General features: G+C 64.1%; 28 protein-coding genes. 16 read left to right on the top strand and 12 right to left on the bottom strand.

Going from position 1 to position 23,283, the window contains the following annotated elements; genetic code table 11:
• Positions 1–18: 18 nt before the first annotated feature.
• From lolA to cysG, 5 genes are read left to right on the top strand one after another with little or no spacing between them, the layout of a single operon-like run.
• Positions 19–642 (top strand): outer membrane lipoprotein periplasmic chaperone LolA, encoded by a 624-nt coding sequence (gene lolA, locus C4K39_RS28825; RefSeq protein WP_068582295.1) that lies wholly within the window; start codon positions 19–21, stop codon positions 640–642.
• Between the two features lie 29 nt (positions 643–671).
• Positions 672–1,997, top strand: coding sequence for a replication-associated recombination protein A (locus C4K39_RS28820; RefSeq protein ID WP_068582298.1), 1,326 nt, complete (start codon positions 672–674; stop codon positions 1,995–1,997).
• The gene (crcB, locus tag C4K39_RS28815) at positions 1,994–2,368 is read left to right on the top strand and encodes a fluoride efflux transporter CrcB (RefSeq protein WP_068582300.1); all 375 of its coding nucleotides are present in this window, start codon (positions 1,994–1,996) and stop codon (positions 2,366–2,368) included. The genes C4K39_RS28820 and crcB overlap by 4 nt, the downstream gene beginning before the upstream one ends.
• Positions 2,369–2,384: 16 nt before the next feature.
• Positions 2,385–3,665 carry a serine--tRNA ligase gene (serS, locus tag C4K39_RS28810; RefSeq protein ID WP_068582303.1) on the top strand — a complete coding sequence of 427 codons (1,281 nt, stop codon included), beginning with the start codon at positions 2,385–2,387 and terminating at the stop codon, positions 3,663–3,665.
• A complete protein-coding gene (cysG, locus tag C4K39_RS28805) occupies positions 3,666–5,060 on the top strand; it encodes a siroheme synthase CysG (protein ID WP_124348071.1) in 1,395 nt (464 codons plus the stop codon).
• 46 nt (positions 5,061–5,106) lie between these two features.
• Here the strand turns inward: cysG and C4K39_RS28800 are convergent, their stop codons facing one another.
• The 6 genes from C4K39_RS28800 to tusD all read right to left on the bottom strand — a co-directional run bounded on the left by C4K39_RS28800 (position 5,107) and on the right by tusD (position 8,579).
• Positions 5,107–6,108, bottom strand: a complete 1,002-nt coding sequence (locus tag C4K39_RS28800; protein ID WP_124348070.1) for a glutathione S-transferase family protein — start codon at positions 6,106–6,108, stop codon at positions 5,107–5,109.
• Positions 6,109–6,196: 88 nt separating this feature from the next.
• Entirely contained in the window at positions 6,197–7,198 is a 1,002-nt protein-coding gene (locus tag C4K39_RS28795; protein ID WP_124348069.1) for a glycosyl transferase family protein, read from the bottom strand.
• On the bottom strand, positions 7,195–7,530 hold the full coding sequence (locus C4K39_RS28790) for a TusE/DsrC/DsvC family sulfur relay protein (protein ID WP_068582314.1): 336 nt from the start codon (positions 7,528–7,530) through the stop codon (positions 7,195–7,197). Before C4K39_RS28790 ends, C4K39_RS28795 begins: the two co-directional genes overlap by 4 nt.
• Positions 7,527–7,823 carry a sulfurtransferase complex subunit TusB gene (tusB, locus tag C4K39_RS28785; RefSeq protein ID WP_068582317.1) on the bottom strand — a complete coding sequence of 99 codons (297 nt, stop codon included), beginning with the start codon at positions 7,821–7,823 and terminating at the stop codon, positions 7,527–7,529. The genes C4K39_RS28790 and tusB overlap by 4 nt, the downstream gene beginning before the upstream one ends.
• Positions 7,823–8,185, bottom strand: coding sequence for a sulfurtransferase complex subunit TusC (gene tusC, locus C4K39_RS28780; protein ID WP_068582320.1), 363 nt, complete (start codon positions 8,183–8,185; stop codon positions 7,823–7,825). The genes tusB and tusC overlap by 1 nt, the downstream gene beginning before the upstream one ends.
• Before the next feature lies 1 nt (position 8,186).
• On the bottom strand, positions 8,187–8,579 hold the full coding sequence (gene tusD, locus C4K39_RS28775) for a sulfurtransferase complex subunit TusD (protein WP_068582491.1): 393 nt from the start codon (positions 8,577–8,579) through the stop codon (positions 8,187–8,189).
• A 178-nt stretch (positions 8,580–8,757) separates the two neighbouring features.
• On the opposite strand from tusD, the gene C4K39_RS28770 reads away from it, so the two are divergent.
• On the top strand, positions 8,758–9,504 hold the full coding sequence (locus C4K39_RS28770) for an SDR family oxidoreductase (protein ID WP_068582322.1): 747 nt from the start codon (positions 8,758–8,760) through the stop codon (positions 9,502–9,504).
• Positions 9,505–9,516: 12 nt separating this feature from the next.
• Here the strand turns inward: C4K39_RS28770 and C4K39_RS28765 are convergent, their stop codons facing one another.
• The 3 genes from C4K39_RS28765 to C4K39_RS28755 all read right to left on the bottom strand — a co-directional run bounded on the left by C4K39_RS28765 (position 9,517) and on the right by C4K39_RS28755 (position 11,114).
• Positions 9,517–10,221: a YoaK family protein gene (locus tag C4K39_RS28765; RefSeq protein ID WP_124348068.1), complete on the bottom strand. Its 705-nt coding sequence runs from the start codon at positions 10,219–10,221 to the stop codon at positions 9,517–9,519.
• A 40-nt stretch (positions 10,222–10,261) separates the two neighbouring features.
• Complete coding sequence (locus C4K39_RS28760; RefSeq protein WP_124348067.1) at positions 10,262–10,597, bottom strand: DUF6388 family protein; 336 nt, start codon at positions 10,595–10,597, stop codon at positions 10,262–10,264.
• 61 nt (positions 10,598–10,658) lie between these two features.
• Complete coding sequence (locus C4K39_RS28755; protein WP_068582330.1) at positions 10,659–11,114, bottom strand: RDD family protein; 456 nt, start codon at positions 11,112–11,114, stop codon at positions 10,659–10,661.
• A 368-nt stretch (positions 11,115–11,482) separates the two neighbouring features.
• Here C4K39_RS28755 and C4K39_RS28750 point away from each other — a divergent pair, with 368 nt between their 5' ends.
• A complete protein-coding gene (locus C4K39_RS28750; protein ID WP_068582333.1) occupies positions 11,483–12,235 on the top strand; it encodes an outer membrane beta-barrel protein in 753 nt (250 codons plus the stop codon).
• Between the two features lie 65 nt (positions 12,236–12,300).
• Here the strand turns inward: C4K39_RS28750 and C4K39_RS28745 are convergent, their stop codons facing one another.
• Entirely contained in the window at positions 12,301–13,206 is a 906-nt protein-coding gene (locus tag C4K39_RS28745) for a LysR family transcriptional regulator (protein WP_068582338.1), read from the bottom strand.
• A gap of 123 nt (positions 13,207–13,329) precedes the next feature.
• Between C4K39_RS28745 and C4K39_RS28740 the strand changes: the two genes are divergently transcribed.
• From C4K39_RS28740 to C4K39_RS28705, 8 genes are all read left to right on the top strand, one after another.
• On the top strand, positions 13,330–14,478 hold the full coding sequence (locus C4K39_RS28740) for a muconate cycloisomerase family protein (RefSeq protein ID WP_164487373.1): 1,149 nt from the start codon (positions 13,330–13,332) through the stop codon (positions 14,476–14,478).
• Positions 14,479–14,488: 10 nt separating this feature from the next.
• On the top strand, positions 14,489–14,779 hold the full coding sequence (gene catC / locus C4K39_RS28735; RefSeq protein WP_068582344.1) for a muconolactone Delta-isomerase: 291 nt from the start codon (positions 14,489–14,491) through the stop codon (positions 14,777–14,779).
• A 51-nt stretch (positions 14,780–14,830) separates the two neighbouring features.
• Positions 14,831–15,760: a catechol 1,2-dioxygenase gene (gene catA / locus C4K39_RS28730; RefSeq protein ID WP_068582347.1), complete on the top strand. Its 930-nt coding sequence runs from the start codon at positions 14,831–14,833 to the stop codon at positions 15,758–15,760.
• A gap of 135 nt (positions 15,761–15,895) precedes the next feature.
• Positions 15,896–16,852, top strand: a complete 957-nt coding sequence (locus tag C4K39_RS28725) for an AraC family transcriptional regulator (RefSeq protein WP_068582493.1) — start codon at positions 15,896–15,898, stop codon at positions 16,850–16,852.
• A gap of 241 nt (positions 16,853–17,093) precedes the next feature.
• A complete protein-coding gene (benA, locus tag C4K39_RS28720) occupies positions 17,094–18,458 on the top strand; it encodes a benzoate 1,2-dioxygenase large subunit (RefSeq protein ID WP_068582350.1) in 1,365 nt (454 codons plus the stop codon).
• Entirely contained in the window at positions 18,455–18,943 is a 489-nt protein-coding gene (benB, locus tag C4K39_RS28715) for a benzoate 1,2-dioxygenase small subunit (protein WP_068582353.1), read from the top strand. Before benA ends, benB begins: the two co-directional genes overlap by 4 nt.
• Positions 18,944–18,953: 10 nt before the next feature.
• Positions 18,954–19,967 (top strand): benzoate 1,2-dioxygenase electron transfer component BenC, encoded by a 1,014-nt coding sequence (gene benC, locus C4K39_RS28710; RefSeq protein WP_124348066.1) that lies wholly within the window; start codon positions 18,954–18,956, stop codon positions 19,965–19,967.
• Between the two features lie 157 nt (positions 19,968–20,124).
• Positions 20,125–20,898, top strand: a complete 774-nt coding sequence (locus tag C4K39_RS28705; RefSeq protein WP_103325593.1) for a 1,6-dihydroxycyclohexa-2,4-diene-1-carboxylate dehydrogenase — start codon at positions 20,125–20,127, stop codon at positions 20,896–20,898.
• A gap of 100 nt (positions 20,899–20,998) precedes the next feature.
• On the opposite strand, the gene C4K39_RS28700 is transcribed toward C4K39_RS28705, so the two are convergent.
• Complete coding sequence (locus C4K39_RS28700) at positions 20,999–22,030, bottom strand: hypothetical protein (protein ID WP_124348065.1); 1,032 nt, start codon at positions 22,028–22,030, stop codon at positions 20,999–21,001.
• A gap of 296 nt (positions 22,031–22,326) precedes the next feature.
• Between C4K39_RS28700 and C4K39_RS28695 the strand changes: the two genes are divergently transcribed.
• Entirely contained in the window at positions 22,327–22,647 is a 321-nt protein-coding gene (locus C4K39_RS28695) for an alanyl-tRNA editing protein (RefSeq protein ID WP_124348064.1), read from the top strand.
• A gap of 51 nt (positions 22,648–22,698) precedes the next feature.
• On the opposite strand, the gene C4K39_RS28690 is transcribed toward C4K39_RS28695, so the two are convergent.
• The gene (locus C4K39_RS28690; RefSeq protein ID WP_124348063.1) at positions 22,699–23,244 is read right to left on the bottom strand and encodes a hypothetical protein; all 546 of its coding nucleotides are present in this window, start codon (positions 23,242–23,244) and stop codon (positions 22,699–22,701) included.
• Positions 23,245–23,283 lie beyond the last annotated feature (39 nt).

Raw genomic sequence — 23,283 nt, 5'->3', positions numbered from 1 at the left:
ATCTTAATGAGGAATCCCATGCGCCTGATCCGCATGTTGCTGCTGCCGGTACTGGCCGTGACCACCTTGTCGGCCCATGCCGACCCGAAAGACGTGGCCCGCCTGACCCAGTTGCTGGAAAAATCCCAGACCCTGAGTGCGCGTTTCTCGCAACTGACCCTCGACGGCAGCGGCACCCAGTTGCAGGAAACCGCGGGCGAGATGTCCCTGCAGCGTCCTGGCCTGTTCTACTGGCACACCGATGCTCCCCAGGAGCAGTTGATGGTTTCCGATGGCCAGAAGGTTTCGCTCTGGGACCCTGACCTGGAGCAGGTGACCATCAAGAAGCTCGACCAGCGCCTGACCCAGACCCCGGCCCTGCTGCTCTCCGGCGATGTGTCGAAGATCAGCGAAAGCTTCGACATCACTTCCAAGGAAGCCGGTGGCGTGATGGACTTCGTCCTCAAGCCCAAGACCCGCGATACGCTGTTCGACAGCCTGCGCCTGTCGTTTCGCAACGGTATGATCAATGACATGCAGTTGATCGACAGTGTCGGCCAGCGCACCAATATCCTGTTCACCGGGGTCAAGGCCAACGAATCGATCCCGGCCTCCAAGTTCAAGTTCGACATCCCCAAGGGTGCCGACGTGATCCAAGAATAAGGCTTTGCCCGCAGGCTTGAAGGTAACCCATGGACCTGTTTCGTAGTGCCCCGATCGCCCAGCCCCTGGCCGCCCGCTTGCGTGCGACCAACCTGGATGAGTATGTCGGCCAGCAGCACCTGCTGGCCCGGGGCAAGCCGCTGCGCGAGGCCTTGGAGCAGGGCGCCCTGCACTCGATGATCTTCTGGGGGCCGCCAGGCGTGGGCAAGACCACCCTGGCACGACTCCTGGCGGAGGTGTCCGACGCGCATTTCGAAACGGTTTCCGCGGTGCTGGCTGGGGTCAAGGAGATTCGCCAGGCGGTGGACATCGCCAAGCAGCAGGCCGGGCAATACGGTCGGCGGACCATCCTCTTCGTCGATGAAGTGCATCGTTTCAACAAGTCCCAGCAAGATGCCTTCCTGCCCTATGTGGAAGACGGCACCCTGATCTTCATCGGTGCCACCACCGAGAATCCTTCCTTCGAACTCAATAACGCGCTGCTCTCCCGGGCCCGGGTCTATGTACTCAAGAGCCTGGATGAAGCGGCCCTGGGTAGCCTGGTGCAGCGTGCCCTGAGCGAGGAAAAGGGCTTGGGCAAGCGCCAGCTGAGCCTCAGTGACGAAGGCTTGCAGATGCTGCTGTCGGCCGCCGACGGCGATGGCCGGCGCATGCTCAACCTCTTGGAAAATGCTTCGGACCTGGCCGAAGACGGTGGCGAGATTGGAACCGAGCTGTTGCAGAGCCTGCTGGGGGATACCCGCCGGCGCTTCGACAAGGGAGGGGAGGCCTTCTACGACCAGATCTCCGCGTTGCACAAGTCGGTGCGCGGTTCCAACCCCGATGGTGCCCTGTACTGGTTCGCCCGCATGCTCGACGGCGGCTGCGACCCGCTGTACCTGGCCCGGCGCGTGGTGCGCATGGCCAGCGAGGATATTGGCAACGCCGACCCCCGGGCCCTGAGCCTGTGCCTGGCGGCCTGGGATGTGCAAGAGCGCCTGGGCAGTCCCGAGGGCGAGTTGGCCGTGGCCCAGGCTATTACCTACCTGGCCTGCGCACCGAAGAGCAACGCCGTATACATGGGGTTCAAGGCGGCCATGCGGGCCGCTGCCGAGCACGGTTCGCTGGAAGTGCCGATCCACCTGCGCAATGCCCCGACCAAGCTGATGAAGCAGCTCGGTTATGGCGACGAATATCGCTACGCCCACGATGAGCCGGATGCCTACGCTGCCGGCGAGGACTATTTCCCCGAGGAACTCGAACCCCTGGCCCTCTACCAGCCGGTGCCCCGTGGCCTGGAACTGAAGATCGGCGAGAAGCTCAAGCACCTGGCTGCGCTCGACCGGGCCAGCCCCCTGCAGCGGAGAAAACCTTGATCCCGTTGATCCTCGCGGTTTGTGCCGGCGGTGTGGCCGGCACCCTGTTGCGTTTCGCCACTGGCAACTGGATCAGCGCCAATTGGCCGCGGCACTTCTATACCGCGACGCTGGCCGTTAATATCGTGGGCTGCCTGCTGATCGGCGTGCTATACGGACTGTTCCTGATCCGTCCGGAAGTGCCGATCGAAGTGCGTGCCGGATTGATCGTCGGTTTCCTCGGCGGCCTGACGACTTTTTCATCCTTTTCACTGGATACCGTGCGTCTGCTGGAAAGCGGACAAGTGGCGCTGGCCCTGGGCTACGCGGCGCTGAGTGTATTCGGCGGGCTGCTCGCCACCTGGGCTGGCCTGTCCCTGACCAAACTTTGATAAACGAGAGAACGACATGCTCGATTCCAAACTGTTACGTAGCAACCTTCAGGACGTAGCGGATCGCCTGGCATCCCGCGGCTTCGCCCTGGATGTGGCACGCATCGAGGCGCTGGAAGAACAGCGCAAGACCGTGCAGACCCGCACCGAGCAACTGCAGGCCGAACGTAACGCGCGCTCCAAGTCCATCGGTCAGGCCAAGCAGCGCGGCGAAGACATCGCCCCGCTGATGGCCGACGTCGAGCGCATGGGGAACGAGCTGACCTCCGGCAAGGCCGAGCTGGAAAGCATCCAGGGCGAACTGGATTCGATCCTGTTCGGCATTCCCAACCTGCCTCACGAGTCGGTGCCGCTAGGCGAAGATGAAGACGGCAACGTCGAAGTGCGCCGCTGGGGCACCCCGGCCAGCTTCGACTTCCCGATCAAGGACCACGTGGCCCTGGGCGAAACCCATGGCTGGCTGGATTTTGAAACCGCCGCCAAGCTCTCGGGCGCGCGTTTCGCCCTGCTGCGCGGCCCCATCGCCCGCCTGCATCGCGCCCTGGCGCAGTTCATGATCAACCTGCACACCGGCGAGCACGGCTACGAAGAGGCCTATACCCCGTACCTGGTGCAAGCCCCGGCCCTGGTAGGCACCAGCCAGTTGCCGAAATTCGAGGAAGACCTGTTCAAGATCACTCGCGAAGGCGAGGCCGATCTGTACCTGATTCCGACCGCCGAAGTGTCCCTGACCAACATCGTCGCTGGCGAGATCCTCGATCCCAAGCAGCTGCCGTTGAAGTTCGTCGCCCATACCCCATGCTTCCGCAGTGAAGCTGGCGCATCGGGCCGCGACACCCGCGGCATGATCCGCCAGCACCAGTTCGACAAGGTCGAGATGGTCCAGGTGGTGGAGCCATCCACCTCCATGGATGCCCTGGAAGGCCTGACCGCCAACGCCGAGAAGGTCCTGCAGCTGCTGCAACTGCCGTACCGTGTACTGGCCTTGTGCACCGGCGACATGGGCTTCAGCGCGCTCAAGACCTACGACCTGGAAGTCTGGGTTCCGAGCCAGGACAAGTACCGCGAGATCTCCTCGTGCTCCAACTGTGGCGACTTCCAGGCCCGCCGCATGCAGGCGCGCTTCCGCAACCCGGAAACCGGCAAGCCGGAGCTGGTGCACACCCTCAACGGTTCCGGCCTGGCCGTAGGCCGGACCCTGGTAGCCGTGCTGGAGAACTATCAGCAGGCCGACGGTTCGATCCGCGTGCCGGATGTACTCAAGCCTTACATGGGTGGTGTCGAGGTCATCGGCTAAATGGAATTTCTGCCGCTGTTTCACAAGCTTCGCGGCAGTCGTGTGTTGGTGGTCGGTGGAGGGGAGATTGCCTTGCGCAAGTCCCGTCTGCTGGCCGATGCCGGTGCGCAGCTGCGGGTGGTCGCACCTGAAATAGAAGCGCAATTGCAGGAGTTGATCGTCGCCAGCGGCGGTGAATCGCTGTTGCGTGGCTACGCCGAGGCGGATCTCGACGGCTGCGCCCTGATCATCGCCGCCACCGACGACCAGTCCCTCAATGCCCAGGTGTCCGCCGATGCCCATCGGCGTTGCCTGCCGGTCAACGTGGTGGATGCGCCAGCCCTGTGCAGCGTGATTTTCCCGGCCATTGTCGATCGCTCACCCTTGGTCATCGCGGTCTCCAGTGGCGGCGATGCGCCGGTGCTGGCGAGGTTGATCCGGGCCAAGCTGGAAACCTGGATCCCGTCTACCTACGGCCAGCTGGCCGGCCTGGCCGCGCGTTTTCGAACCCAGGTCAAGAACCTGTTCCCGGATGTGCAGCAGCGCCGGGCGTTCTGGGAAGAGGTATTCCAGGGGCCTGTCGCCGACCGCCAACTGGCCGGGCAAGGGGCCGAGGCCGAGCGCTTGCTGCAAGCGCGGATCGCCGGTCAGGCACCCAGTGCCCAGGGCGAGGTGTACTTGGTGGGAGCCGGCCCGGGTGATCCGGACCTGCTGACCTTCCGTGCCCTGCGCCTGATGCAGCAGGCTGATGTGGTGCTCTACGATCGCCTGGTGGCCCCGGCCATCCTCGAGTTGTGCCGGCGCGACGCCGAGCGCATCTATGTGGGCAAGCGTCGTGCCGACCATGCGGTGCCCCAGGACCAGATCAACCAGCAACTGGTGGACCTGGCCCGGCAGGGCAAGCGTGTGGTACGGCTCAAGGGCGGTGATCCGTTCATCTTCGGCCGTGGTGGCGAGGAGATCGAGGAACTGGCGGCCCAGGGTATCGCCTTCCAGGTGGTGCCGGGGATTACCGCGGCCAGTGGTTGCTCGGCCTACGCCGGGATTCCACTGACCCACCGCGACTATGCGCAATCGGTACGTTTCGTCACCGGTCACCTCAAGGATGGCACCACCAACCTGCCGTGGGTCGACCTGGTGGCGCCGGCCCAGACCCTAGTGTTCTACATGGGCCTGGTGGGACTGCCGGTCATCTGCGAGCAGTTGGTCAAGCACGGTCGTGCTGCCAGCACCCCGGCGGCGCTGATCCAGCAGGGCACCACCAGCAACCAGCGAGTCTTCACCGGAACCCTGGCGGACCTGCCGGCCCTGGTGGCGGAGCACGAGGTCCATGCTCCAACCCTGGTGATCGTTGGCGAAGTGGTGCAACTGCGCGACAAGCTGGCCTGGTTCGAAGGCGCCCAGCCTCAAGCCTGAAACGTTTCGCCGTCACGGTGTTCCTGCATCGTGGCGGCGAGTGCGTTCAATCTCTGCGCCATATCCCGCGTCCGCTCAAGCGCTGTCGATCATGGCTGCCCTCGAAATCCTGCAATGGCCCCTTGGGCACGATGCCGGTCGGGTTGATGCTGGCGTGGCTGGCGTAGTAGTGCCCCTTGATATGGGTAAAGTCCACGGTTGCGGCAATTCCCGGCCATTGGTACAGCTCGCGAAGCCAGTTGGACAGGTTCGGGTAGTCGGCGATACGTCGCAGGTTGCATTTGAAATGGCCGTGGTACACCGCGTCGAATCGAACCAGCGTGGTGAACAGGCGTACATCCGCCTCGGTCAGGTACTGGCCGGCGAGGTAGCGTTGGTCATCGAGCAAGGCTTCCAGGGCGTCCAGCTCGGCAAACACCTCATCGAAGGCCGCCTCGTAGGCCTGTTGCGAAGTGGCGAAGCCGGCGCGGTACACGCCATTGTTCAGGGCCGGATAGATGCGCCCGTTGAGTTCGTCGATACGGGCTCGCAATGGCTGCGGATAGAGGTCCAGGGGATTGCCGGTCAACCCATCGAAAGCGCTGTTGAACATGCGGATGATCTCCGCCGACTCATTGCTGACGATGCGCCGCTGCTGCTTGTCCCACAGCAAGGGCACGGTGACGCGACCGGTATAGTCCGGGGTGTCGGCGGTATAGCGCTGGTGCAGGAAATCCAGGCCGTCCAGGTGATCGCCGCTGGAGCCTTGGGACGGGTCGAAGGTCCAGCCATGCTCGCGCATCAACCAGCTCACCACCGACACCTCCACCAGGCTCTCCAGGCCCTTGAGCTGGCGCACGATCAAGGTGCGATGGGCCCAGGGGCAGGCCAGCGAAACATAAAGGTGGTAACGCCCGGCTTCGGCCGCGAAGCCGCCTTCGCCGCTGGGCCCGGGGCGGCCATCGGCGGTGACCCAGTGGCGCCGCTGGGCCTGTTCTCGTTGGAAAGACCCGTCCTTGCCGCTGGCGTACCACTGGTCATGCCAGCGTCCTTCGATCAGCAAACCCATGGAATGCTCCTCAGCTGTTATGCGTAGGAGTGCAGTCTATGCCTGGGCGCTCGAACAAAAAGCGCAAAACCTGGGTGATCAGGATCGATCAGATCGATCTATCGCGGGCATCCCAATACTGCTGGGCCAGCTCGAAGGCCTGCTCCCGGGGCGTGCCCAGGCCGCGCAGGGCCAGGGCCATGGTCGCCAGCAGCGCCAGTTGCGGGTAGCTGTCTTCAACCTCGCCGCGCCATAGCGCCTTGAGATGCTCGGGTTCCAGGCTGGCCGGTTTCACATGGCGTTGCGCCGACAGCGCGGGCCATTCCTCGTCCCAGGCGATGCCATCGCGGGTGCCGTACAAGTGGCTGATGGCGTCCGGATTGATTTCGATCTCGCCACCATCGCCCTTGATCACTATGACGTTGTCGCCCAAAAGGCTGGCGGCCTCGCGGTGCACCGCCTGGTAGCCGGGGTGGAAGATGCTCTGCAGCCCGCAACGGGCGCCCAGGGGGTTGAGCTGGCGGGCCAGGGAGTGGATTGGCGAGCGCAGGCCGAGGACGTTGCGCAGGTCGATCATCCGCTGCAGTTGTGGCGCCCAGTCCACCAGGGGGATGAACGCCAGGTTGCCCTGGTCCAGGGCCGTAGCCACCGCCTGCCAATCACGGCACAAGGGAATGCCCAGCGGTTCCAGCAATTGTTCGGTGTACAGGCGCCCGGCGGTGTGGGCGCCAGCGCCGTGGAGCAGGATGCGCACGCCGTTCTGGGCCAGGCACTTGGCTGCCAGCAGGTACCACGGCAGGTGGCGCTTCTTGCCGGCATAGGTCGGCCAGTCCAGGTCCAGGCGGATGGCCGGGACATCCAGGCGCTCGCGCAGGGCCTGGGTGAAGCCGGCCAGTTCCTCCGGGCTTTCCTCCTTGTGCCGCAGCAGCATGAGGAAGGCGCCGAGCTGGGTGTCCTCGACCTTGCCGTCCAGCAGCATGCCCATGGCTTCCCGGGCTTCTGCCTGGGTCAGGCCACGGGCGCCGCGCTTGCCCTTGCCAAGAATTCGTACGAACTGGGCGAAGGGATGCTCGTCCGGGGTTTGCGTGAGCAGGGGGGCGAAATCGTTCATAGGCAATTGGTCGGCTTCGGCAGGCCTGCCAGCTTGGCGGCCAGTTTGGCAGGAGTGCCCTTGAACAGGCGGTTCAGGTGCAGGCTGTTGCCCTTGTCCGGGCCCAGCTTGAGGGCGGTGTACTTGATCAGGGGGCGGGTGGCGGGCGACAGCTGGAACTCCCGGTAGAAAGCCTGGAGCAGCTCGATGATTTCCCAATGCTCGGGGCCCAGCTCCAGTTCCTCGGTGGCCGCCAGGGCCTGGGCCACTTCGGCGGACCAGTCGGTGAGGTCGGCCAGGTAGCCGTCCTTGTCCAGTTCGATGGCGCGCGCGCCCACGGTGAGGGTGTTCATAGCCAGGTGTTGACCTTGTCATGCTGGATCGACAGTTCGACGAAGCCGGGATAGTCCACGGCCTCGGCCCAGGCGGGCAGGGCCAGGCCCCGGGCGCGCAGGTCCTCTTCCAGCACGTAGAGTTTCAGGCCGTCGCGTGCTTCCAGCTCGTTGCAGGGCGCGGTACCGGGTTGCAGGGCATAGGCCGCGTCGCCGCACAGCAGCAACGCATCGGCGCTCCCCAGCAGGCGCAGGCAACTGGCCAGGCGGTCGTCGGTGAAGGGTGAGTGGGACAACACATGCAAGGTCGACATCAGAGGGTAATCACCTGGTCATAACGGTCGATGATCCCGGCCAGCTCCGGGGCGCTGAGCAATTGGACGGTATCGAGGCCCAGGCTGTTCGGGTCCAGGCCCCGGGCGTCGAGGCTGGTGCGGCAGGCGAACAGCTCGTCCACACCGAACAGCGACAATGCCTGAAGGTTGGCGGCCAGGTCCTTCTGGCGCAGGGCCTTGGCCTGTTGGCCGGGCATCAGTTGCAGCACGCCATCGTCGAGAAACAGCAGGCCGATGGGCAGGTCGAAGGCGCCACCGGCCAGGACGATATCCAGGGCTTCGCGGGCGGCCGGACCGGACCAGGGGGCCTGGCGGCTGATCAGCAGCAGGGACTTGGCCATCTCAGGCTCCTCCAAAACAGATCAGGCGGTCGGCGCTCTGCACCGCGTCATGCAACTGCCCGAGCCCGGAAAGCTCCCAGGGCGCCTCGATGTTCACCGCCGTGCGCTGGTAGCGCTGGGCCTCGTCGGCATTGAGCGTACCCCGGCGCAGGGCCGCGGCGATGCATACCACGGCATCCAGTTGGTGCTGATGGACGAACTCGCGCCATTCCCGGGGCAAGTCCTGCTCGTCCTGGGGTGTGACGATGCTGTTGGCAGCGTTGTACACACCGTCCTGGTAGAAAAACAGCCGGACGATCTCGTGTCCGCCGGCCAGCGCCGCCTGGGCGAACAGCAGGGCGCGGCGCGAGGAGGGCGCATGGGCGGCGGAAAACAGGGCGATGGCGAACTTCATGACGGCCTCGATGGATAACTCGGCGGCCATGATAAAGCTTTCTCCGGGGATCGGCTAAACCCGTTTGGCCCGGGCTCCAGCTGCAGGACATATCGAGTAAAGCTTTGTCCGGGTCGCCGGCAGTCAAGGCGGCTAGACTCGCGCCTTCAATTCAGCCTGGGACAAGGAGCGAGGGAAGATGAATCTGGATTCGGCGGTGGTCGTGGTAACGGGGGCAGGGCGTGGACTGGGGGCGGCGCTGGCCATTGCCCTGGCGGACCTGGGATGCCAGTTGATCCTCTGTGGGCGCAACCCGCAAGCGCTGGCCGAGGTCAGCGGCGCCATCGAGCAACGCACCGGTCGTGCTGCCGGGCAGGTGGTGGTGGACCTGGCCAACAGCGACAGCGTCAAGGCGGCCCTGGCCGAGATCCACGTGCGCTATCCCCAGGTGGACATCCTGATCAACAACGGTGCCATGTGGCTGGAGGCGAGCGAGCAACCCCACAGTGTTGCCGAAGTCACCGGGGTGATCGACGCGGCCCTCAGTGGCACGTTCCTCTTGACCCAGGGCCTGCTGCCGGCACTCAAGGCCTCCAGCCGCCCGGACATCGTCACCATCGGCTCCATCAGCGGCTTGCCCAATGCACCCCTGCACAGCGTGTCGCTGCCGTTCTATGCCGCCAAGCACGGGCAGCTGGCGCTGGCCGACGGCTTGCGGCAGGTGCTCAACGGCACACCGGTGCGTTCGCTTTGCGTGCATCCGCCCTATCTGGAAGACATCTCGCCGCTGGACCCGGCCTGGCAGCAGGTCCCGGCGCGGCAGAAGGGTGAGCAGGGTACCAACCGCGATGTCGTCGAGGCCGTGGTCTTCGCCTTGACTCGACCCCGTCACATCAGCTTGTCGTCCATCGTCATCGATACCGACAGCGGAGGTCTGTTCAGCTGATCGCAACAGCTCTCAGCGACTCTTGTAGCCCAGCTGCCAGCGGCGTGGAATCTTCAACGAGACCACGCCCAGCAGCGCTGCGAACACGCCACTGGCGTACAGTGCCTTCAGCCCCAGGTGCTGCTCCAGCAACGCCCCCAGTACCGCCCCGGCGAACATCCCGCTCCAGGGAATCAACTGCACCCGCCAGCCGTTGCGGCGCTCCCCCAGGGCCCAGCGCCCCAGGCCCCGGCCAAAGCGCGATAACGCCCCGGTGACATAGGTCAGGCCGATGGGCAGGCCGTTCACTTCCTCCACCGCCGCGTTGAGCATGCCCATGGCGGTGATCGCCGCCAGCAGGGCCGGCAGTTGCTGCTCGAAAGGCCAGGCCGCCGACGCACACAACAGGGCGGCGATGCCCAGTAGCAAGGGCAGGGTGCGATGTCCAGCCAGGCGGCTGACGATCACCCCCAGTGCATTGCCGACGATGAACGTCGCCACCAGCATCAGCAGGCGCAGTACCAGACCTGGCTCGCCATCGCTGATGGCCACTGCCATGCGCGTGGTGTTGCCGCTCATGAAGGACACGAAATCCCCGGTGGCCATGAAGCCTATGGCGTCGGTCATCCCGGCCAGTACCGAGAGACACGCCACTAGCCCGAGGCCGATCCGCCCGCGCCATTTCTGCGTGTGCTGCAAGGCGGCACTGGCGGAGTGAGTGGAAGTCGAAGGCAACATCGGCGGTTCTCCTGTACCGGGACAGCGGGGGCGATGCGGTTCAAGGCCGTGGGTCGAGGTGATGCAGGGCGCAATATTCGTCCCATGGCATCCCGGCCATTTGCGCCACCTCCTTGTGTACTTCAAGGCGCTGGGCCTGGAATTCCTCCGGGCTGGCGGCGGTCAGTTGCAGGCTCAGTTCCCAGGCGAACAACCCCAGGCGCTCGGCTTCGGCCTCGAAGGCTTCGTGCAGGCGCTCGGCGCGGTACTGCGCCGGGGTTTCGCCCCGGGCCCGGGCTTCCAGCGGGTTGAGGTTGTCCAGTTGTTCGCGCAACTCGGGGCGCTGCTCGAGGAACTTGCCCAAGGCCTGTTCATGCGGGTATTGATCGATTGCCATGAATACTCCCGGAAAGAGCGCCACGCCAAGGCGCGCGATTGAGTTCGTTACGGCCAGATGCTCAGGGCAGGCCCGTCTGGGCGGCGATCAAGCCACGGAGCCGCACCAGGTCCTTGCGCGGGATGACATAGGTCCGCGCCAGCCGGTCGCCGATGCGCTGGCCGCGGCTGGACTCGCAGCAAATCAGCAGGGTCGCGGGACTGATGGCGGCTTCGAACGGTCGGGTCGCTGAGCGGATCAGCACCTGCAACAGCGAGGGCGGCTGGCCGATGCCATTGATCACTTGCAGGCCGCAAAGGACCTTGCCGGCGGTGTAGCCACGCAACAGATATTCGCTGAGGGGAAAATACAGGCACCAGGTGGCCAACAGACACCAGGTGGAGAATTGCTCCAGATCCGGGTATTGGAGGTGTTCGGCCAGTCGGCACAGGGCGAACCACAGCAGCAGTACCAGCATGCCGTCGGCGAGGTAGGCCAGAATGCGCCGGATGATCAGGCCGGCTCTCGATACTTCCATGCATTGCCCCAAGACTACGCTCTGTATTGAACGGCCTATTGTACGACCTAAAGTCTCCCCAGGTAGCGTAATGCTGTTCACTTAAGCGAGGGAGCCTCCTGTAGGAGCAGCCGGTCGACGCTCGATTGCTCGCGATGCTCGTTAACGCTAGCGCATGTTTACGGGATAAACCCAGCGTTCTGAAGTCCATCGCGGGCAAGCCTCGCTCCTGCCATTTCCTTGACTGATCGGCATTACTCCAGGGAGTGAGGCGCTAGCTATAGCGATGTGAAAAAAGCGTGAAAAATAAATAGAACCTTTTGCTTTGGGTTTCCCTCGAAAAGGCTCCTGCAGCATTTGCCTTTATCAAACAGGGAGATTCACACACGATGTCTAAGGTATTCGCAACCCTTCTGGCCAGCACTTCTGCCGCCACCTTGCTGGCACTTTCCAGCAATGCCATGGCCGCACCAGACACCGGGCCGATCTCCACCCTGGGGATTCTCGGCAGCTACAACGACTTCAAGCTCGAAGGCGGTAGCAAGAGCGATAAGGAACACTTGGGCGAGGGTGGCGTGTTCTACAACTTCGGCAACAAGATGACCGCTGAGTCGGGCCTGATCTACCAGGCCGGGATCGAAGCCAAGTTCGGCAAGAAAAACGACAACAAGCTCAAGGAAGGCCAGGCCGACCTGGACCTGGGCTGGCGCGCCGCCCTGGACGCGCGCAACTTCGTCGATGTGCTGGTGGGCGGTGGCTACACCTGGACCCGCTACGAGCCGGACACCGGCGACTACGACATGAAACTCACCAACAAGTCACCCTTCGCCAAGGCGGCCCTGGGCTATAACCACCAGTTCGACGACGTGACCATGCGCGTGGAGTTGGGGGCCCGTCATACCATCAATGGCCGGGCACGCTTGAAGGTGGATGATGTCGGCAGCGACACCGTGGACCTGAAGAACCGCACCAACCCCTATGCCGAAGTCAATTTCCTGATGAACCAGAACGGTTCGTTGCCGGTAATGGCCGGGGTCTACTACACCCACACCGAGTACAAGCTGGACGAGGATACCCCTGTGGCCGACAACACCAAGCTCAAGCGCGACGAGTACGGCTTCAAGGTCGGCCTGGCGTTCTAGGGCGCTGCCAACCATAGGCACAGAACTGACCGCCGGCCCTGTCGAACGATAGGGCCGGCGTTTTTTCAGGTGTCGACGGCAGGCCGGTCGAGCTCGGCGCGCAGCTGGGCGATCAGGTGCAGGCAGTGGGTGAGCCCTGGCGACGGCTCACCGATCCGGCGGCTGAGGATGATCGGCGAGGTGGCCTCGGTTTCCAGCAGCGGGCAAAAACCGATGTCGTCGCGATGCAGCACCTGTACCGAGGCCGGCACCAGGGTGATGCCGATGCCGGCGCCCACCAGGCCGATGGCGGTCTGCAATTCGTTGGTCCACTGGGCGATCTTCAAGTTCAGGCCCCGGGCATTGAACAGCGCGATCACATGGTCGGCGTAGCTCGGCCGCGGGTTGGCCGGGTACAGCACGAAGGGCTCCTGCGCCAATTGTGCAAGGCTCACGGTTTGCCCCAGCAGTGGATGCCCGGCGGGCAGGGCGGCGACCAAGGGGTCTTCGGTCAATACCTTCTGCATGATGGCCGGGTCGTCGATCGGGATGCGCCCGAAGCCGATATCGATGCGCCCGGCTTTCAAGGCTTCCACTTGCTGCAAGGTGGTCATCTCCGAGAGTCCCAGCTCCAGCTCCAGGGTCTCGTTGTTGCGCAGGCGGCGGATCAGTTGCGGCAGTACGCCGTACAGGGTCGAGGGGGCAAAACCGATGCCCAGCCAGGTCTTGTGCCCCAGGCCGATGCGCCGGGTGTTGTCGCAGACCTTGCCCAACTGCTCCAGTACCCGGTTGGAGTGCTCGTAGAAGAAACGTCCGGCGGCGGTCAGGCGCAGCGGTCGGCCACGCTCCAGCAACAGCACCCCCAACTCGTCTTCCAGCTGCTGGATCTGCCGGCTCAGGGGCGGCTGGGCGATGTGCAGGCGTTCGGCGGCACGGGTGAAATTGAGGGTTTCCCCCAGTACCTGGAAATAGCGCAGATGACGCAGTTCCATGATTCCTCCTTGGTGGCTTTGCATACCTTTTAGGTATCAAGCCAGACCAATTCTATATTGGAACCCCAGAAAAAGCCGGGACAGAATCGCTGGCAGAACTTCAAGAACCTGACGGGTATGGACATGCACGCTTCTGCCATTGAATCGATCGAAACGATCATCGTCGATCTGCCGACCATTCGCCCCCACAAGCTGGCCATGCACACCATGCAGAACCAGACCCTGGTGCTGATCCGCCTGCGTTGTGCCGATGGCATCGAAGGCCTGGGGGAATCCACCACCATCGGTGGCCTGGCCTATGGCAACGAAAGCCCGGACAGCATCAAGACCAATATCGACCGCTTCTTCGCACCGCTGCTGATCGGCCAGGATGCCAGCAACATCAACGCTGCCATGCTGCGCCTGGAGCAGAGCATCCGCGGCAACACCTTCGCCAAGTCGGGTATCGAGACCGCGCTGCTCGACGCCCAGGGCAAGCGTCTCGGCCTGCCGGTCAGCGAGTTGCTGGGCGGCCGGGTGCGCGATGCCCTGCCGGTGGCCTGGACCCTGGCCAGTGGCGACACCGCCAGGGACATTGCCGAAGCCGAGAAAATGCTCGACCTGCGCCGTCACCGCATCTTCAAGCTGAAGATCGGCGCCGGTGAAGTGGACCGCGACCTGGCCCACGTGATCGCCATCAAGAAGGCCCTGGGTGAGCGCGCCAGCGTACGGGTCGATGTCAACCAGGCCTGGGACGAAGCGGTGGCGTTGCGCGCCTGTCGCATCCTGGGCGACAACGGTATCGACCTGATCGAGCAGCCCATCTCGCGCAACAACCGCGCCGGCATGGTGCGCCTGAATGCCAGCAGCCCGGCGCCGATCATGGCCGATGAGTCCATTGAATGCGTGGAAGACGCCTTCAACCTGGCCCGCGAAGGGGCCGCCTCGGTATTTGCCTTGAAGATCGCCAAGAACGGTGGCCCCCGGGCCGTCCTGCGTACCGCCGCCATCGCAGAAGCTGCGGGTATCGGCCTCTACGGCGGGACCATGCTTGAAGGCGGCATCGGCACCCTGGCCTCCGCCCATGCCTTCCTGACCTTGAACAAGCTGAGCTGGGATACCGAACTGTTCGGGCCGTTGCTGTTGACCGAGGACATCCTCGTCGAACCACCGCAATACCGTGACTTCCACTTGCACCTGTCGACGGCGCCGGGCCTCGGCCTGAGCCTGGACGAACAGCGGCTGGCGTTCTTCCGCCGCGACAAGACCACCCCCGTGCTGCATCACGCCTGAGGAGGGCCCCATGCTATTCCACGTCAAGATGACCGTGAACCTGCCGCTGGACATGAATCCCGAGCGCGCCGCGCAGCTGAAGGCCGACGAGAAAGCCCTGGCCCAGCGCCTGCAGGCCGCGGGCAAGTGGCGCCACTTGTGGCGCATCGCCGGGCTGTACGCCAACTACAGCGTGTTCGATGTCGACAGCGTGCAGGAACTGCACGACACCCTGATGCAACTACCGCTGTATCCGTACATGGCCATCGAAGTCGACGCCATGTGCAGGCATCCTTCTTCCATTCATGAGGATGACCGCTGAGTCCGTGCCAGCCCGTTCACCACTCTAATAAGTACAAGATGAGGATCGATCATGAACGTCAGGATTTCCCACACCGCCAGCGCCCAGAAGTTCCTTGAGGAAGCCAGCGGCCAGTTCACCGAAGGCGGCAACCCACGGGCCAAGGCCCTCATGCACCGCATCCTGCGGGACACGGTGAACATCATCGAAGACCTGCAAGTGACTCCAGAGGAGTTCTGGAAGGCCGTCAACTACCTCAATGTCCTGGGTGCCCGCCAGGAAGCCGGCCTGCTGGCTGCTGGCCTGGGCCTGGAGCATTACCTGGACTTGCTGATGGATGCCGCCGATGAGCAGGCCGGCAAGACCGGTGGTACCCCGCGCACCATCGAGGGCCCGTTGTACGTGGCCGGTGCACCCCTGAGCCAGGGCGAAGCACGCCTGGACGACGGGCTCGATCCGGGGGTCGTGCTGTTCATGCAAGGCCAGGTCACCAACACCGCAGGGCAACCCCTGGCCGGCGCCATCGTCGATGTCTGGCACGCCAACACCGGCGGCACCTATTCCTACTTCGACGGCAGCCAGTCGGAATTCAACCTGCGCCGGCGCATCGTCACCGACGCCGAAGGCCGCTATCGCTTTCGCAGCATCGTACCGTCGGGCTACGGCTGCCCGCCGGATGGCCCGACCCAGCAACTGCTGGACCAACTGGGGCGCCATGGCCAGCGCCCGGCGCACATCCACTTCTTCATCAGCGCAGACGATCATCGCCACCTGACCACCCAGATCAACCTGGACGGCGACCAGTACCTGCACGACGATTTCGCCTATGCCACCCGTGACGAGTTGATCGCCCAGATCACCTTCAGCGAAGACCAGGCCCGGGCCAGGGAACTGGGCGTCAGCGGGCGCTTCGCCGAGATCCACTTCGACTTCACCCTGCAGTCTTCGGCCCAACCTGATGAACAGCAGCGTCACGAGCGAGTCCGCGCTCTGGAGGATTGAGCCGCCGACCACGCCTGGCCCGGCCACGGAGCACCGACCCAGGTGCCCGTGGCCTTTGCCGTTATGCCGGGCCTGACGAGCCTGGATTGCGAGCCTGAACGCCGATCCGAGAAGAACCATCAGAGTGAGCCGATCATGCAGATGCCTCTGTTGAGCCAGCGCAGCAGCGTGTTTGTTCAAGCCGATCCTTATGCCGTATCCGGTTACGTCAACCAGCACGTGGGCAGCCATTGCATTCGCCTGCCCCGGGCCGGCCACCCCCAGGCCAGCCTCCAGCACCGGACCCTGGCCAGCCTGGATCTGTGCAGCATCAGCTACGGCGGCAGTGTGCGCGTCACTTCGCCGGCCCTGGAAAGCGTCTACCACCTGCAAGTGCTGCTTCATGGCCAATGCCTGTGGCGCGGTCCAGGCCAGGAGCACTGTTTCGCCCCGGGGGAACTGCTGCTGATCAACCCCGATGATCCGGTGGACCTGACCTATTCCGCCGACTGCGAAAAATTCATCATCAAGATTCCTACCCGCCTGCTGGAGAGCGCCTGCCAGGAGCAGCGTTGGCAGTACCCAAGGCAGGGCGTGCGCTTTCTCCAGCCGCGTTATCGACTGCAGGACCTGGAAGGCTTCGTGCCCTTGCTGAGCCTGTTGTGCCAGGAGGCCGAAGCCCGGCAAACCCTGCCCAAGGTCCAGGCGCATTACGCGCAGATCCTGGCGGGCAAACTGCTGGGGCTGATGCAGACCAACGTGCAGCGTGATGCCCTGGGCGCCTCGGCGGCGACCTTCGAACGGATTGCCGACTATATCGAGCGCAACCTCAAGCACGACATCGGCTGCGAGGAACTGGCGCAACAGGCGCGCATGAGCCTGCGCTCGCTGTACGGCCTGTTCGAGCGTAACGCCCGCACCACGCCGAAGAGCTACATCCGCCAGCAGAAGCTGCAACGGATACACGCCTGCCTCAGCGACCCGCAAAGCCCGGTGCGCAACGTCACCGAGCTGGCCCTGGATTTCGGCTTCCTGCACCTGGGGCGTTTTGCCCAAAGCTACCGCCAGCAATACGGCGAATTGCCCTCCGATACCCTCAAACGTCGCCACTGAGCCTTTGATGGACCCACCTCTCGGCCCGGCGGCTGTAGCCGCTGCCGAGCCCGCGAGGCTGCGCAAAGGTCCGCAGGACCTTGCCTGGCGATCTTCAGCCGAACCTGCACCAGCCTCAAGGTCGTAGCGGCTCCAGGGCCTTTGCAGAAAACGGATACAGGTCTGCAGGCAGTGGATATTGCCCACGGCAACCGCGTCCTAGCATGACCCTGCCTGAATAAAAACAATGGAGGCGGCTGCCATGTCCCTGCGACCCGAATACCTGCATTCCCTGCTTGAAGAGGACCCCGACCAGGGCGTCTACCGCTGCAAGCGGGAGATGTTCACCGACCCCCGGCTGTTCGACCTGGAGATGCAGCACATCTTCGAAGGCAACTGGCTGTACCTGGCCCACGAGAGCCAGGTCCCCAACCCCAACGACTACTACAGCACCACCATGGGCCGGCAACCGGTGTTCATCGCCCGCAACAAGCACGGCGAGCTCAATGCCTTCCTCAATGCCTGCAGTCATCGCGGCGCCATGCTCTGCCGGCACAAGACCGGCAACAAGGCGTCCTTCACCTGTCCGTTCCACGGCTGGACGTTCAACAACTCCGGCAAGTTGCTCAAGGTCAAGGACCCGGCCGCCGCGGGTTACCCGGCCAGCTTCAACTGCGAAGGCTCCCACGACCTGACCCAGGTCGCGCGCTTCGAGTCCTATCGCGGCTTCCTGTTCGCCAGCCTCAACCCCGACGTGCTGCCCCTGGTCGAACACCTGGGGGAGTCGGCGAAGATCATCGACATGATCGTCGACCAGTCCGCCGATGGCCTGGAAGTGCTGCGCGGCTCCTCCAGCTATATCTATGAAGGCAACTGGAAGCTCACCGCCGAGAACGGCGCCGACGGCTACCACGTCAGCTCGGTGCACTGGAACTACGCCGCCACCCAGAACCAGCGCAAGCAGCGCGAGGCCGGGGAAGATATCCGCACCATGAGTGCCGGCACCTGGGCCAAGCAGGGCGGCGGTTTCTACTCCTTCGACAAAGGCCACATGCTGCTCTGGACCCGCTGGTCCAACCCCGAGGATCGTCCGTTGTACGAGCGCCGCGATGAGCTGGCCCGGGATTTCGGCCAGGCCCGGGCCGACTGGATGATCGAGAACTCGCGCAACCTGTGCCTGTACCCCAACGTCTACCTGATGGACCAGTTCAGCTCGCAGATCCGCATTGCCCGGCCGATCTGCGTGGACCGTACCGAAATCACCATCTACTGCATTGCCCCCAGGGGCGAGAGCGACGAAGCCCGGGCCCGGCGCATCCGCCAGTACGAGGACTTCTTCAATGTCAGCGGCATGGCCACCCCGGACGATCTGGAGGAATTCCGCTCCTGCCAACAGGGCTACCAGGGCAGCACCACGGCCTGGAACGACATGTCTCGCGGCGCCGAGCATTGGGTCCGGGGCGCGGACGACGCAGCCAAAGAAATCGACCTGCAACCGATTCTCAGCGGCGTGCGCACCGAGGACGAAGGGCTGTTCGTGATGCAGCACAAGTACTGGCAGCAGACCCTGCTGGCGGTCCTTGAGCGTGAGGCGTCGCGGCAGATCGACGTGGAGGTGGTGCAATGACTATTTCCTACGAGGCCGTGCGCGATTTCCTGTACCGCGAAGCCCGCTACCTGGACGACAAGGACTGGGACCGCTGGCTGGAGCTCTACGCCCCGGACGCCACCTTCTGGATGCCGTCCTGGGACGACAGCGACCAGTTGACCGAAGACCCGCAGCGGGAAATCTCGCTGATCTGGTACGGCAACCGCAGCGGCCTGGAAGACCGGGTGTTCCGCATCAAGACCGAGCGCTCCAGCGCCAGTATTCCCGACACCCGCACCTCCCATAACCTGAGCAATATCGAGCTGCTGGAGCAGGGCGCCGGCCAGTGCCAGCTGCGCTTTAACTGGCACACCCTGAGCTTTCGCTACAAGACCGTGGACAGCTACTTCGGCAGCAGCTTCTACACCCTCGACCTGCGAGGGGAGAACCCGCTTATCCAGGCCAAGAAAGTCATCCTGAAGAACGACTACGTTCGCCAGGTCGTCGATATCTACCACCTCTGAGGCGACTGCCATGAGCCATCAAATCGCACTCAATTTCGAAGACGGCGTGACCCGTTTTATCACTGCCCATGCCGGTGAGACCGTGGCCGATGCCGCCTACCGCCAGGGCATCAACATTCCCCTGGACTGCCGCGACGGTGCCTGCGGCACCTGCAAGTGCCTGGCCGAAGCCGGGTGCTACGAGCTGGGGGAGGACTACATCGAAGACGCCCTGAGCGCCGATGAGGTCGAGCAGGGTTTCGTCCTCACCTGCCAGATGCGCGCCCTGGGCGACTGCGTGGTGCGGGTGCCGGCCTCGTCCCAGGTCTGTCGCGCCGCGCAGGCCACCTTCCAGGCCCGCATCAGTGCGGTTCGCCAGCTGTCCGACAGCACCATCGCCCTGTCGATCAAGGGCGAGTCCTTGAGCCAGCTGGCGTTCCTGCCGGGGCAGTACGTCAACCTCGGGGTGCCCGGAAGCCAGCAGACCCGGGCCTACTCCTTCAGCTCCCTGCAGCGCGATGGCGAGGTCAGCTTCCTGATCCGCAATGTGCCCGGTGGCCTGATGAGCAGCTTCCTCACCGGTCTCGCCAAAGCCGGCGACAACATGACCCTGGCCGGGCCCCTGGGCAGCTTCTACCTGCGGGACATCCGCCGGCCCTTGCTGTTGCTGGCCGGTGGCACCGGGCTGGCGCCGTTCACCGCGATGCTGGAGAAGATCGCCGAGCAGGGCAGTGAGCACCCTTTGCACCTGATTTATGGGGTGACCCATGATTTCGACCTGGTGGCGCTGGATCGCCTGGAGGACTTTGCCAGGCGCATCCCCCAGTTCAGCTTCAGCACCTGTGTGGCCAATCCCGAGAGCCAGTACCCGCACAAGGGCTACGTGACCCAGCATATCCAGCCGGCGCACCTGAACCAGGGGGATGTGGACGTGTACCTGTGCGGGCCGCCGCCGATGGTCGAGGCGGTGAGCCAGTTCATTCGCGAACAGGGCATTGTCCCGGCGAATTTCTATTATGAGAAATTCGCCGCTAGTGCCGCCTGAAGGGCATTCCGCCGTTGCAGGCGCTGGCCTGCCAGCGAGGGCGTCCACAAGAGTGCCGCAAGGTGCAAGGGCTTCTTCGCCGGCAGCCGGCTCCTACGGATGAAGCGCGTTGCCCAAGCATTGTCCTTGCCATCTTTTCCCCACCCCCGAGGTCTTTATGAACCGCTTCCACAACCAAGTTGCCCTGGTCACCGGCGCCGCCCAGGGCATCGGTCGTCGTGTCGCCGAACGCCTGGCCGAGGAGGGCGCCCGCGTGGTTCTGGTGGATCGCTCGGAGCTGGTCTTCGAACTGGCCGCCGAGCTCAGCCCTCGCTACCCGGTCCTGGCCCTGACCGCCGATCTGGAGCAATACGCCGAATGCAGCCGGATCATGGCCGCCGCCATCGCCCACTTCGGTCGCCTCGATGTGCTGGTCAACAACGTCGGCGGCACGATCTGGGCCAAGCCCTTCGAGCACTACCAGCCGCAGGAGATCGAGGCTGAGGTGCGTCGTTCATTGTTCCCGACCCTGTGGTGCTGCCACGCTGCCTTGCCGCAGATGCTGGAACAGGGGCGTGGCGCCATCGTCAACGTTTCGTCCATCGCCACCCGTAGCCTCAACCGCGTGCCCTACGGCGCGGCCAAGGGCGGGATCAACGCACTCACCGCCTGCCTGGCCTTCGAAACCGCCGGCCGTGGCGTGCGGGTCAACGCCACCGCGCCGGGGGGCACCGAGGCGCCGCCACGACGTATCCCGCGCAATAGCGCCGAGCCGAGCCCCGAGGAGCAGGCCTGGTACCAGCAGATCGTCGAGCAGACCCTCGACAGCAGCCTGATGCACCGCTACGGCAGCGTCGATGAACAGGCAGCGGCGATCCTGTTCCTGGCCAGCGACGAAGCCTCCTACATCACTGGCACGGTGCTGCCGGTGGGCGGTGGCGACCTGGGCTGAGTCGGCTGGCTGAACCGCGGGTGTGGTGGCCAGGCTTGACCCGGAGAGCGGCAAGGCCGCCCGGCTGTTGGAGACTGTTCACACCTGGCGGTGAGCGCTACTAAGGCAAGCGCAAACTCGGCAGTGCCGCCTTGCCCTGGGCCGACAGCACCGGTGCCAACTGGTCCCAGGTGAAGCTCAGCTCATTGTCGCAACCGTCACCGTAGGCGGGCGTCGAGAGCTGCAAGCCCTGGGTGTTGAAGCTCAGGTCGTAGGTCGAGTAGCTGCTGACGGCCGGGCAGCCTTCGTCCACGGTGGTCTGTTTCTCCAGCCAGGCGGCGAACCCCGGCGCCAGCTTCACCTGGCCGGAGTAGGGGTCGTGCCACTGCTGGCGCCCGCCTACCCAGGTCCAGGGGTCGACGCGTTCGCCCGTCTTCAGGTTCCAGCTGTGCAGGCCCCAACTGATGCCGTTGCGCCCCATGCCGGCGGACCAGCGATAAAACCTGACGGTGATCCATTGCGACGACCAGTACTGGGGCTCGACGGTGATTTCGCTGGTGTAGCCGGAGCCATTGCGCCCCAGGTACTCGCGGCGCTCGCTGAAGAACTCCTCCTGGCCTTCGGGGCTGATGGCCAGACGTTCCAGCTGTTGATTGATCTTCTTCAGCGCCGGGGCATCGCCCTCCAGCCTGAGGCTGACCTGGGCGCCCTGGGTCCTGAGCTGATAGCGGTGTCCAGCGAATTCTTTTCTCTGCACCTTGACCGGCAGCGGCGCGGCCTCCAGCGGCGCGTTATAGGCATCGCTGCCACAGCCTTCGGTGCTGGTGCGGGTAAGTAGCAGAGGCAATGGCGTGTCGCTCGGGGCCTTGCTCCAGGTGCCGCTCAGGCGATCGCCCTGGGGCGCGTCGAGCTGCCAATACCCGGTCTGGCCGTCTTCGATCCAGGGCTCGCTTGCCTGTGCCTGGGTCAGCTGGATCGGCGTGGCGAAGCGCTGGTAGTAGTAGCTGGCGTTGCTGTTGGGGGCAGCGTTGAAGCAGGCGGTGATCGCGGATTTTCCCAGGGTGCCCGTCCACACCCCGGCGAGGTCGCTGGGCGTGGCAGCGGCGTAAGCTGAAGCGCCGGTCAGGGCCAGGACGGCCAGGGGTTTGAGCATGGGGACGGACTTCCAGTTGTCGGACAGGGGGGCATCATAACGGATGGGCGGGTACTGATTGTTTTGCTGTCATATCAACCGTTTGGTTCGGCGGCGCAGCATTGGCCGGGAGCGATTCCTGTCGCCTGCTTGATTGATCTTATGAAAGAAAAATAACGCTATTTGTTGGATTGGCGGGTGGTGGGTGGCACAAAATCCACCGCATCAAAGGCCGAGGCTCCCCCCTGGGCGGTAGGCGAGAGCGGGTTGCCAATGCAACCCAATGAACGGATAACCCCCAGGCACTCGAGGCCAACATGGACGAAACGCTTCCCCTGTTCCACCACGAACCCTATCTCAAGCACGTGGAGTGTCGTGTCGGGCGGCTTGAGCGCGACGATTCGGGTCAGCCTTTTGCGCTGCTCGACGCAACGGTTTTCTATCCCCAGGGCGCTGGGCAACTGGGCGATCGAGGGGCGCTGCACATCGTCGGCCAGGAGGCAGGTGATGCCCGGCAGGTGCTGGAGGTGATCACCACCCGAAAGAAGGATCGGCAGATCCGCCATTACCTGGGCATCGACGACCAGGCGTTCGAGCGCCTGCAGCAATGCCTGAGCGGAGCAGGGGCCGCTAGGTAGCCCGGGCCGGGACCCGGCCAGTGGCTTGGCAGGAGAACACCCAGGGCGGCGTCAGGCCCCGTCCTGGGTAATGGCATAGGGCAGGTCGATCGGCGGGGCATCCGGCAGTTGGCGCGAGGATTTCACCATCAGGTAACCGACGATCTGCGCCGAGCTCAGCTCGATATGCAGCATCCCTTCATCCCCAAACCACTCGTTGGGCCAGAAGATCAGGTCCGAGGCATTGGCCTCGGGGAAGTTGGTTTCCAAGAGGCCCAGGGCGTAGTCCGTATCAGACTCCGTGCCTTCGCACTGGCAGATGAAGTCCGTCACGGCACAGGCCTCATCGAAGCTCAAGTCACCTATGTATTTTTCCTGGTGAAAGGCCGTACGCAGGAAGTTCGCCTCGCTGGTATGGCTTTGCATATCGCGGAACTCGTGAAACTCGAAAGCCCGGCCGGCATAGCCGTTCCATTGCTGGATCAATGCACTGATCTCGGCGTTTTCCCGTTCCTGGTTGTCCCAGATCCTGTCGAGGATCTGCTTGAGCAAATCCTTCATCAGCGCGCGCATCTTTGGCGTCGCTGGTAATGGTTTGAGCCGGTCCGGCATGGCCATGTCTTGCTCCTGTTCGGCATGTTCGCCACCCGCTGCGGG

The sequence above is a fragment of the Pseudomonas sessilinigenes genome (assembly GCF_003850565.1).
GTDB lineage: Bacteria > Pseudomonadota > Gammaproteobacteria > Pseudomonadales > Pseudomonadaceae > Aquipseudomonas > Aquipseudomonas sessilinigenes.
This window is presented reverse-complemented; position numbering and strand designations above follow the sequence as displayed.

Excerpts from the sequence above, each read along its gene's own strand:
- C4K39_RS28765 (WP_124348068.1), bottom strand. The coding sequence starts at position 10,221 with ATGTTGCCTTCGACTTCCACTCACTCCGCCAGTGCCGCCTTGCAGCAC.
- benA (WP_068582350.1), top strand. The coding sequence starts at position 17,094 with ATGTCCCTGCGACCCGAATACCTGCATTCCCTGCTTGAAGAGGACCCC.
- C4K39_RS28800 (WP_124348070.1), bottom strand. The coding sequence starts at position 6,108 with ATGGGTTTGCTGATCGAAGGACGCTGGCATGACCAGTGGTACGCCAGC.
- C4K39_RS28750 (WP_068582333.1), top strand. The coding sequence starts at position 11,483 with ATGTCTAAGGTATTCGCAACCCTTCTGGCCAGCACTTCTGCCGCCACC.
- C4K39_RS28700 (WP_124348065.1), bottom strand. The coding sequence starts at position 22,030 with ATGCTCAAACCCCTGGCCGTCCTGGCCCTGACCGGCGCTTCAGCTTAC.
- C4K39_RS28690 (WP_124348063.1), bottom strand. The coding sequence starts at position 23,244 with ATGGCCATGCCGGACCGGCTCAAACCATTACCAGCGACGCCAAAGATG.
- C4K39_RS28755 (WP_068582330.1), bottom strand. The coding sequence starts at position 11,114 with ATGGAAGTATCGAGAGCCGGCCTGATCATCCGGCGCATTCTGGCCTAC.
- C4K39_RS28790 (WP_068582314.1), bottom strand. The coding sequence starts at position 7,530 with ATGAACACCCTCACCGTGGGCGCGCGCGCCATCGAACTGGACAAGGAC.
- catA (WP_068582347.1), top strand. The coding sequence starts at position 14,831 with ATGAACGTCAGGATTTCCCACACCGCCAGCGCCCAGAAGTTCCTTGAG.
- benC (WP_124348066.1), top strand. The coding sequence starts at position 18,954 with ATGAGCCATCAAATCGCACTCAATTTCGAAGACGGCGTGACCCGTTTT.
- tusC (WP_068582320.1), bottom strand. The coding sequence starts at position 8,185 with ATGGCCAAGTCCCTGCTGCTGATCAGCCGCCAGGCCCCCTGGTCCGGT.
- tusD (WP_068582491.1), bottom strand. The coding sequence starts at position 8,579 with ATGAAGTTCGCCATCGCCCTGTTTTCCGCCGCCCATGCGCCCTCCTCG.
- C4K39_RS28820 (WP_068582298.1), top strand. The coding sequence starts at position 672 with ATGGACCTGTTTCGTAGTGCCCCGATCGCCCAGCCCCTGGCCGCCCGC.
- cysG (WP_124348071.1), top strand. The coding sequence starts at position 3,666 with ATGGAATTTCTGCCGCTGTTTCACAAGCTTCGCGGCAGTCGTGTGTTG.
- C4K39_RS28740 (WP_164487373.1), top strand. The coding sequence starts at position 13,330 with ATGCACGCTTCTGCCATTGAATCGATCGAAACGATCATCGTCGATCTG.
- C4K39_RS28760 (WP_124348067.1), bottom strand. The coding sequence starts at position 10,597 with ATGGCAATCGATCAATACCCGCATGAACAGGCCTTGGGCAAGTTCCTC.
- C4K39_RS28695 (WP_124348064.1), top strand. The coding sequence starts at position 22,327 with ATGGACGAAACGCTTCCCCTGTTCCACCACGAACCCTATCTCAAGCAC.
- C4K39_RS28705 (WP_103325593.1), top strand. The coding sequence starts at position 20,125 with ATGAACCGCTTCCACAACCAAGTTGCCCTGGTCACCGGCGCCGCCCAG.
- catC (WP_068582344.1), top strand. The coding sequence starts at position 14,489 with ATGCTATTCCACGTCAAGATGACCGTGAACCTGCCGCTGGACATGAAT.
- tusB (WP_068582317.1), bottom strand. The coding sequence starts at position 7,823 with ATGTCGACCTTGCATGTGTTGTCCCACTCACCCTTCACCGACGACCGC.
- serS (WP_068582303.1), top strand. The coding sequence starts at position 2,385 with ATGCTCGATTCCAAACTGTTACGTAGCAACCTTCAGGACGTAGCGGAT.
- benB (WP_068582353.1), top strand. The coding sequence starts at position 18,455 with ATGACTATTTCCTACGAGGCCGTGCGCGATTTCCTGTACCGCGAAGCC.
- C4K39_RS28795 (WP_124348069.1), bottom strand. The coding sequence starts at position 7,198 with ATGAACGATTTCGCCCCCCTGCTCACGCAAACCCCGGACGAGCATCCC.
- C4K39_RS28770 (WP_068582322.1), top strand. The coding sequence starts at position 8,758 with ATGAATCTGGATTCGGCGGTGGTCGTGGTAACGGGGGCAGGGCGTGGA.
- C4K39_RS28745 (WP_068582338.1), bottom strand. The coding sequence starts at position 13,206 with ATGGAACTGCGTCATCTGCGCTATTTCCAGGTACTGGGGGAAACCCTC.
- lolA (WP_068582295.1), top strand. The coding sequence starts at position 19 with ATGCGCCTGATCCGCATGTTGCTGCTGCCGGTACTGGCCGTGACCACC.
- C4K39_RS28725 (WP_068582493.1), top strand. The coding sequence starts at position 15,896 with ATGCAGATGCCTCTGTTGAGCCAGCGCAGCAGCGTGTTTGTTCAAGCC.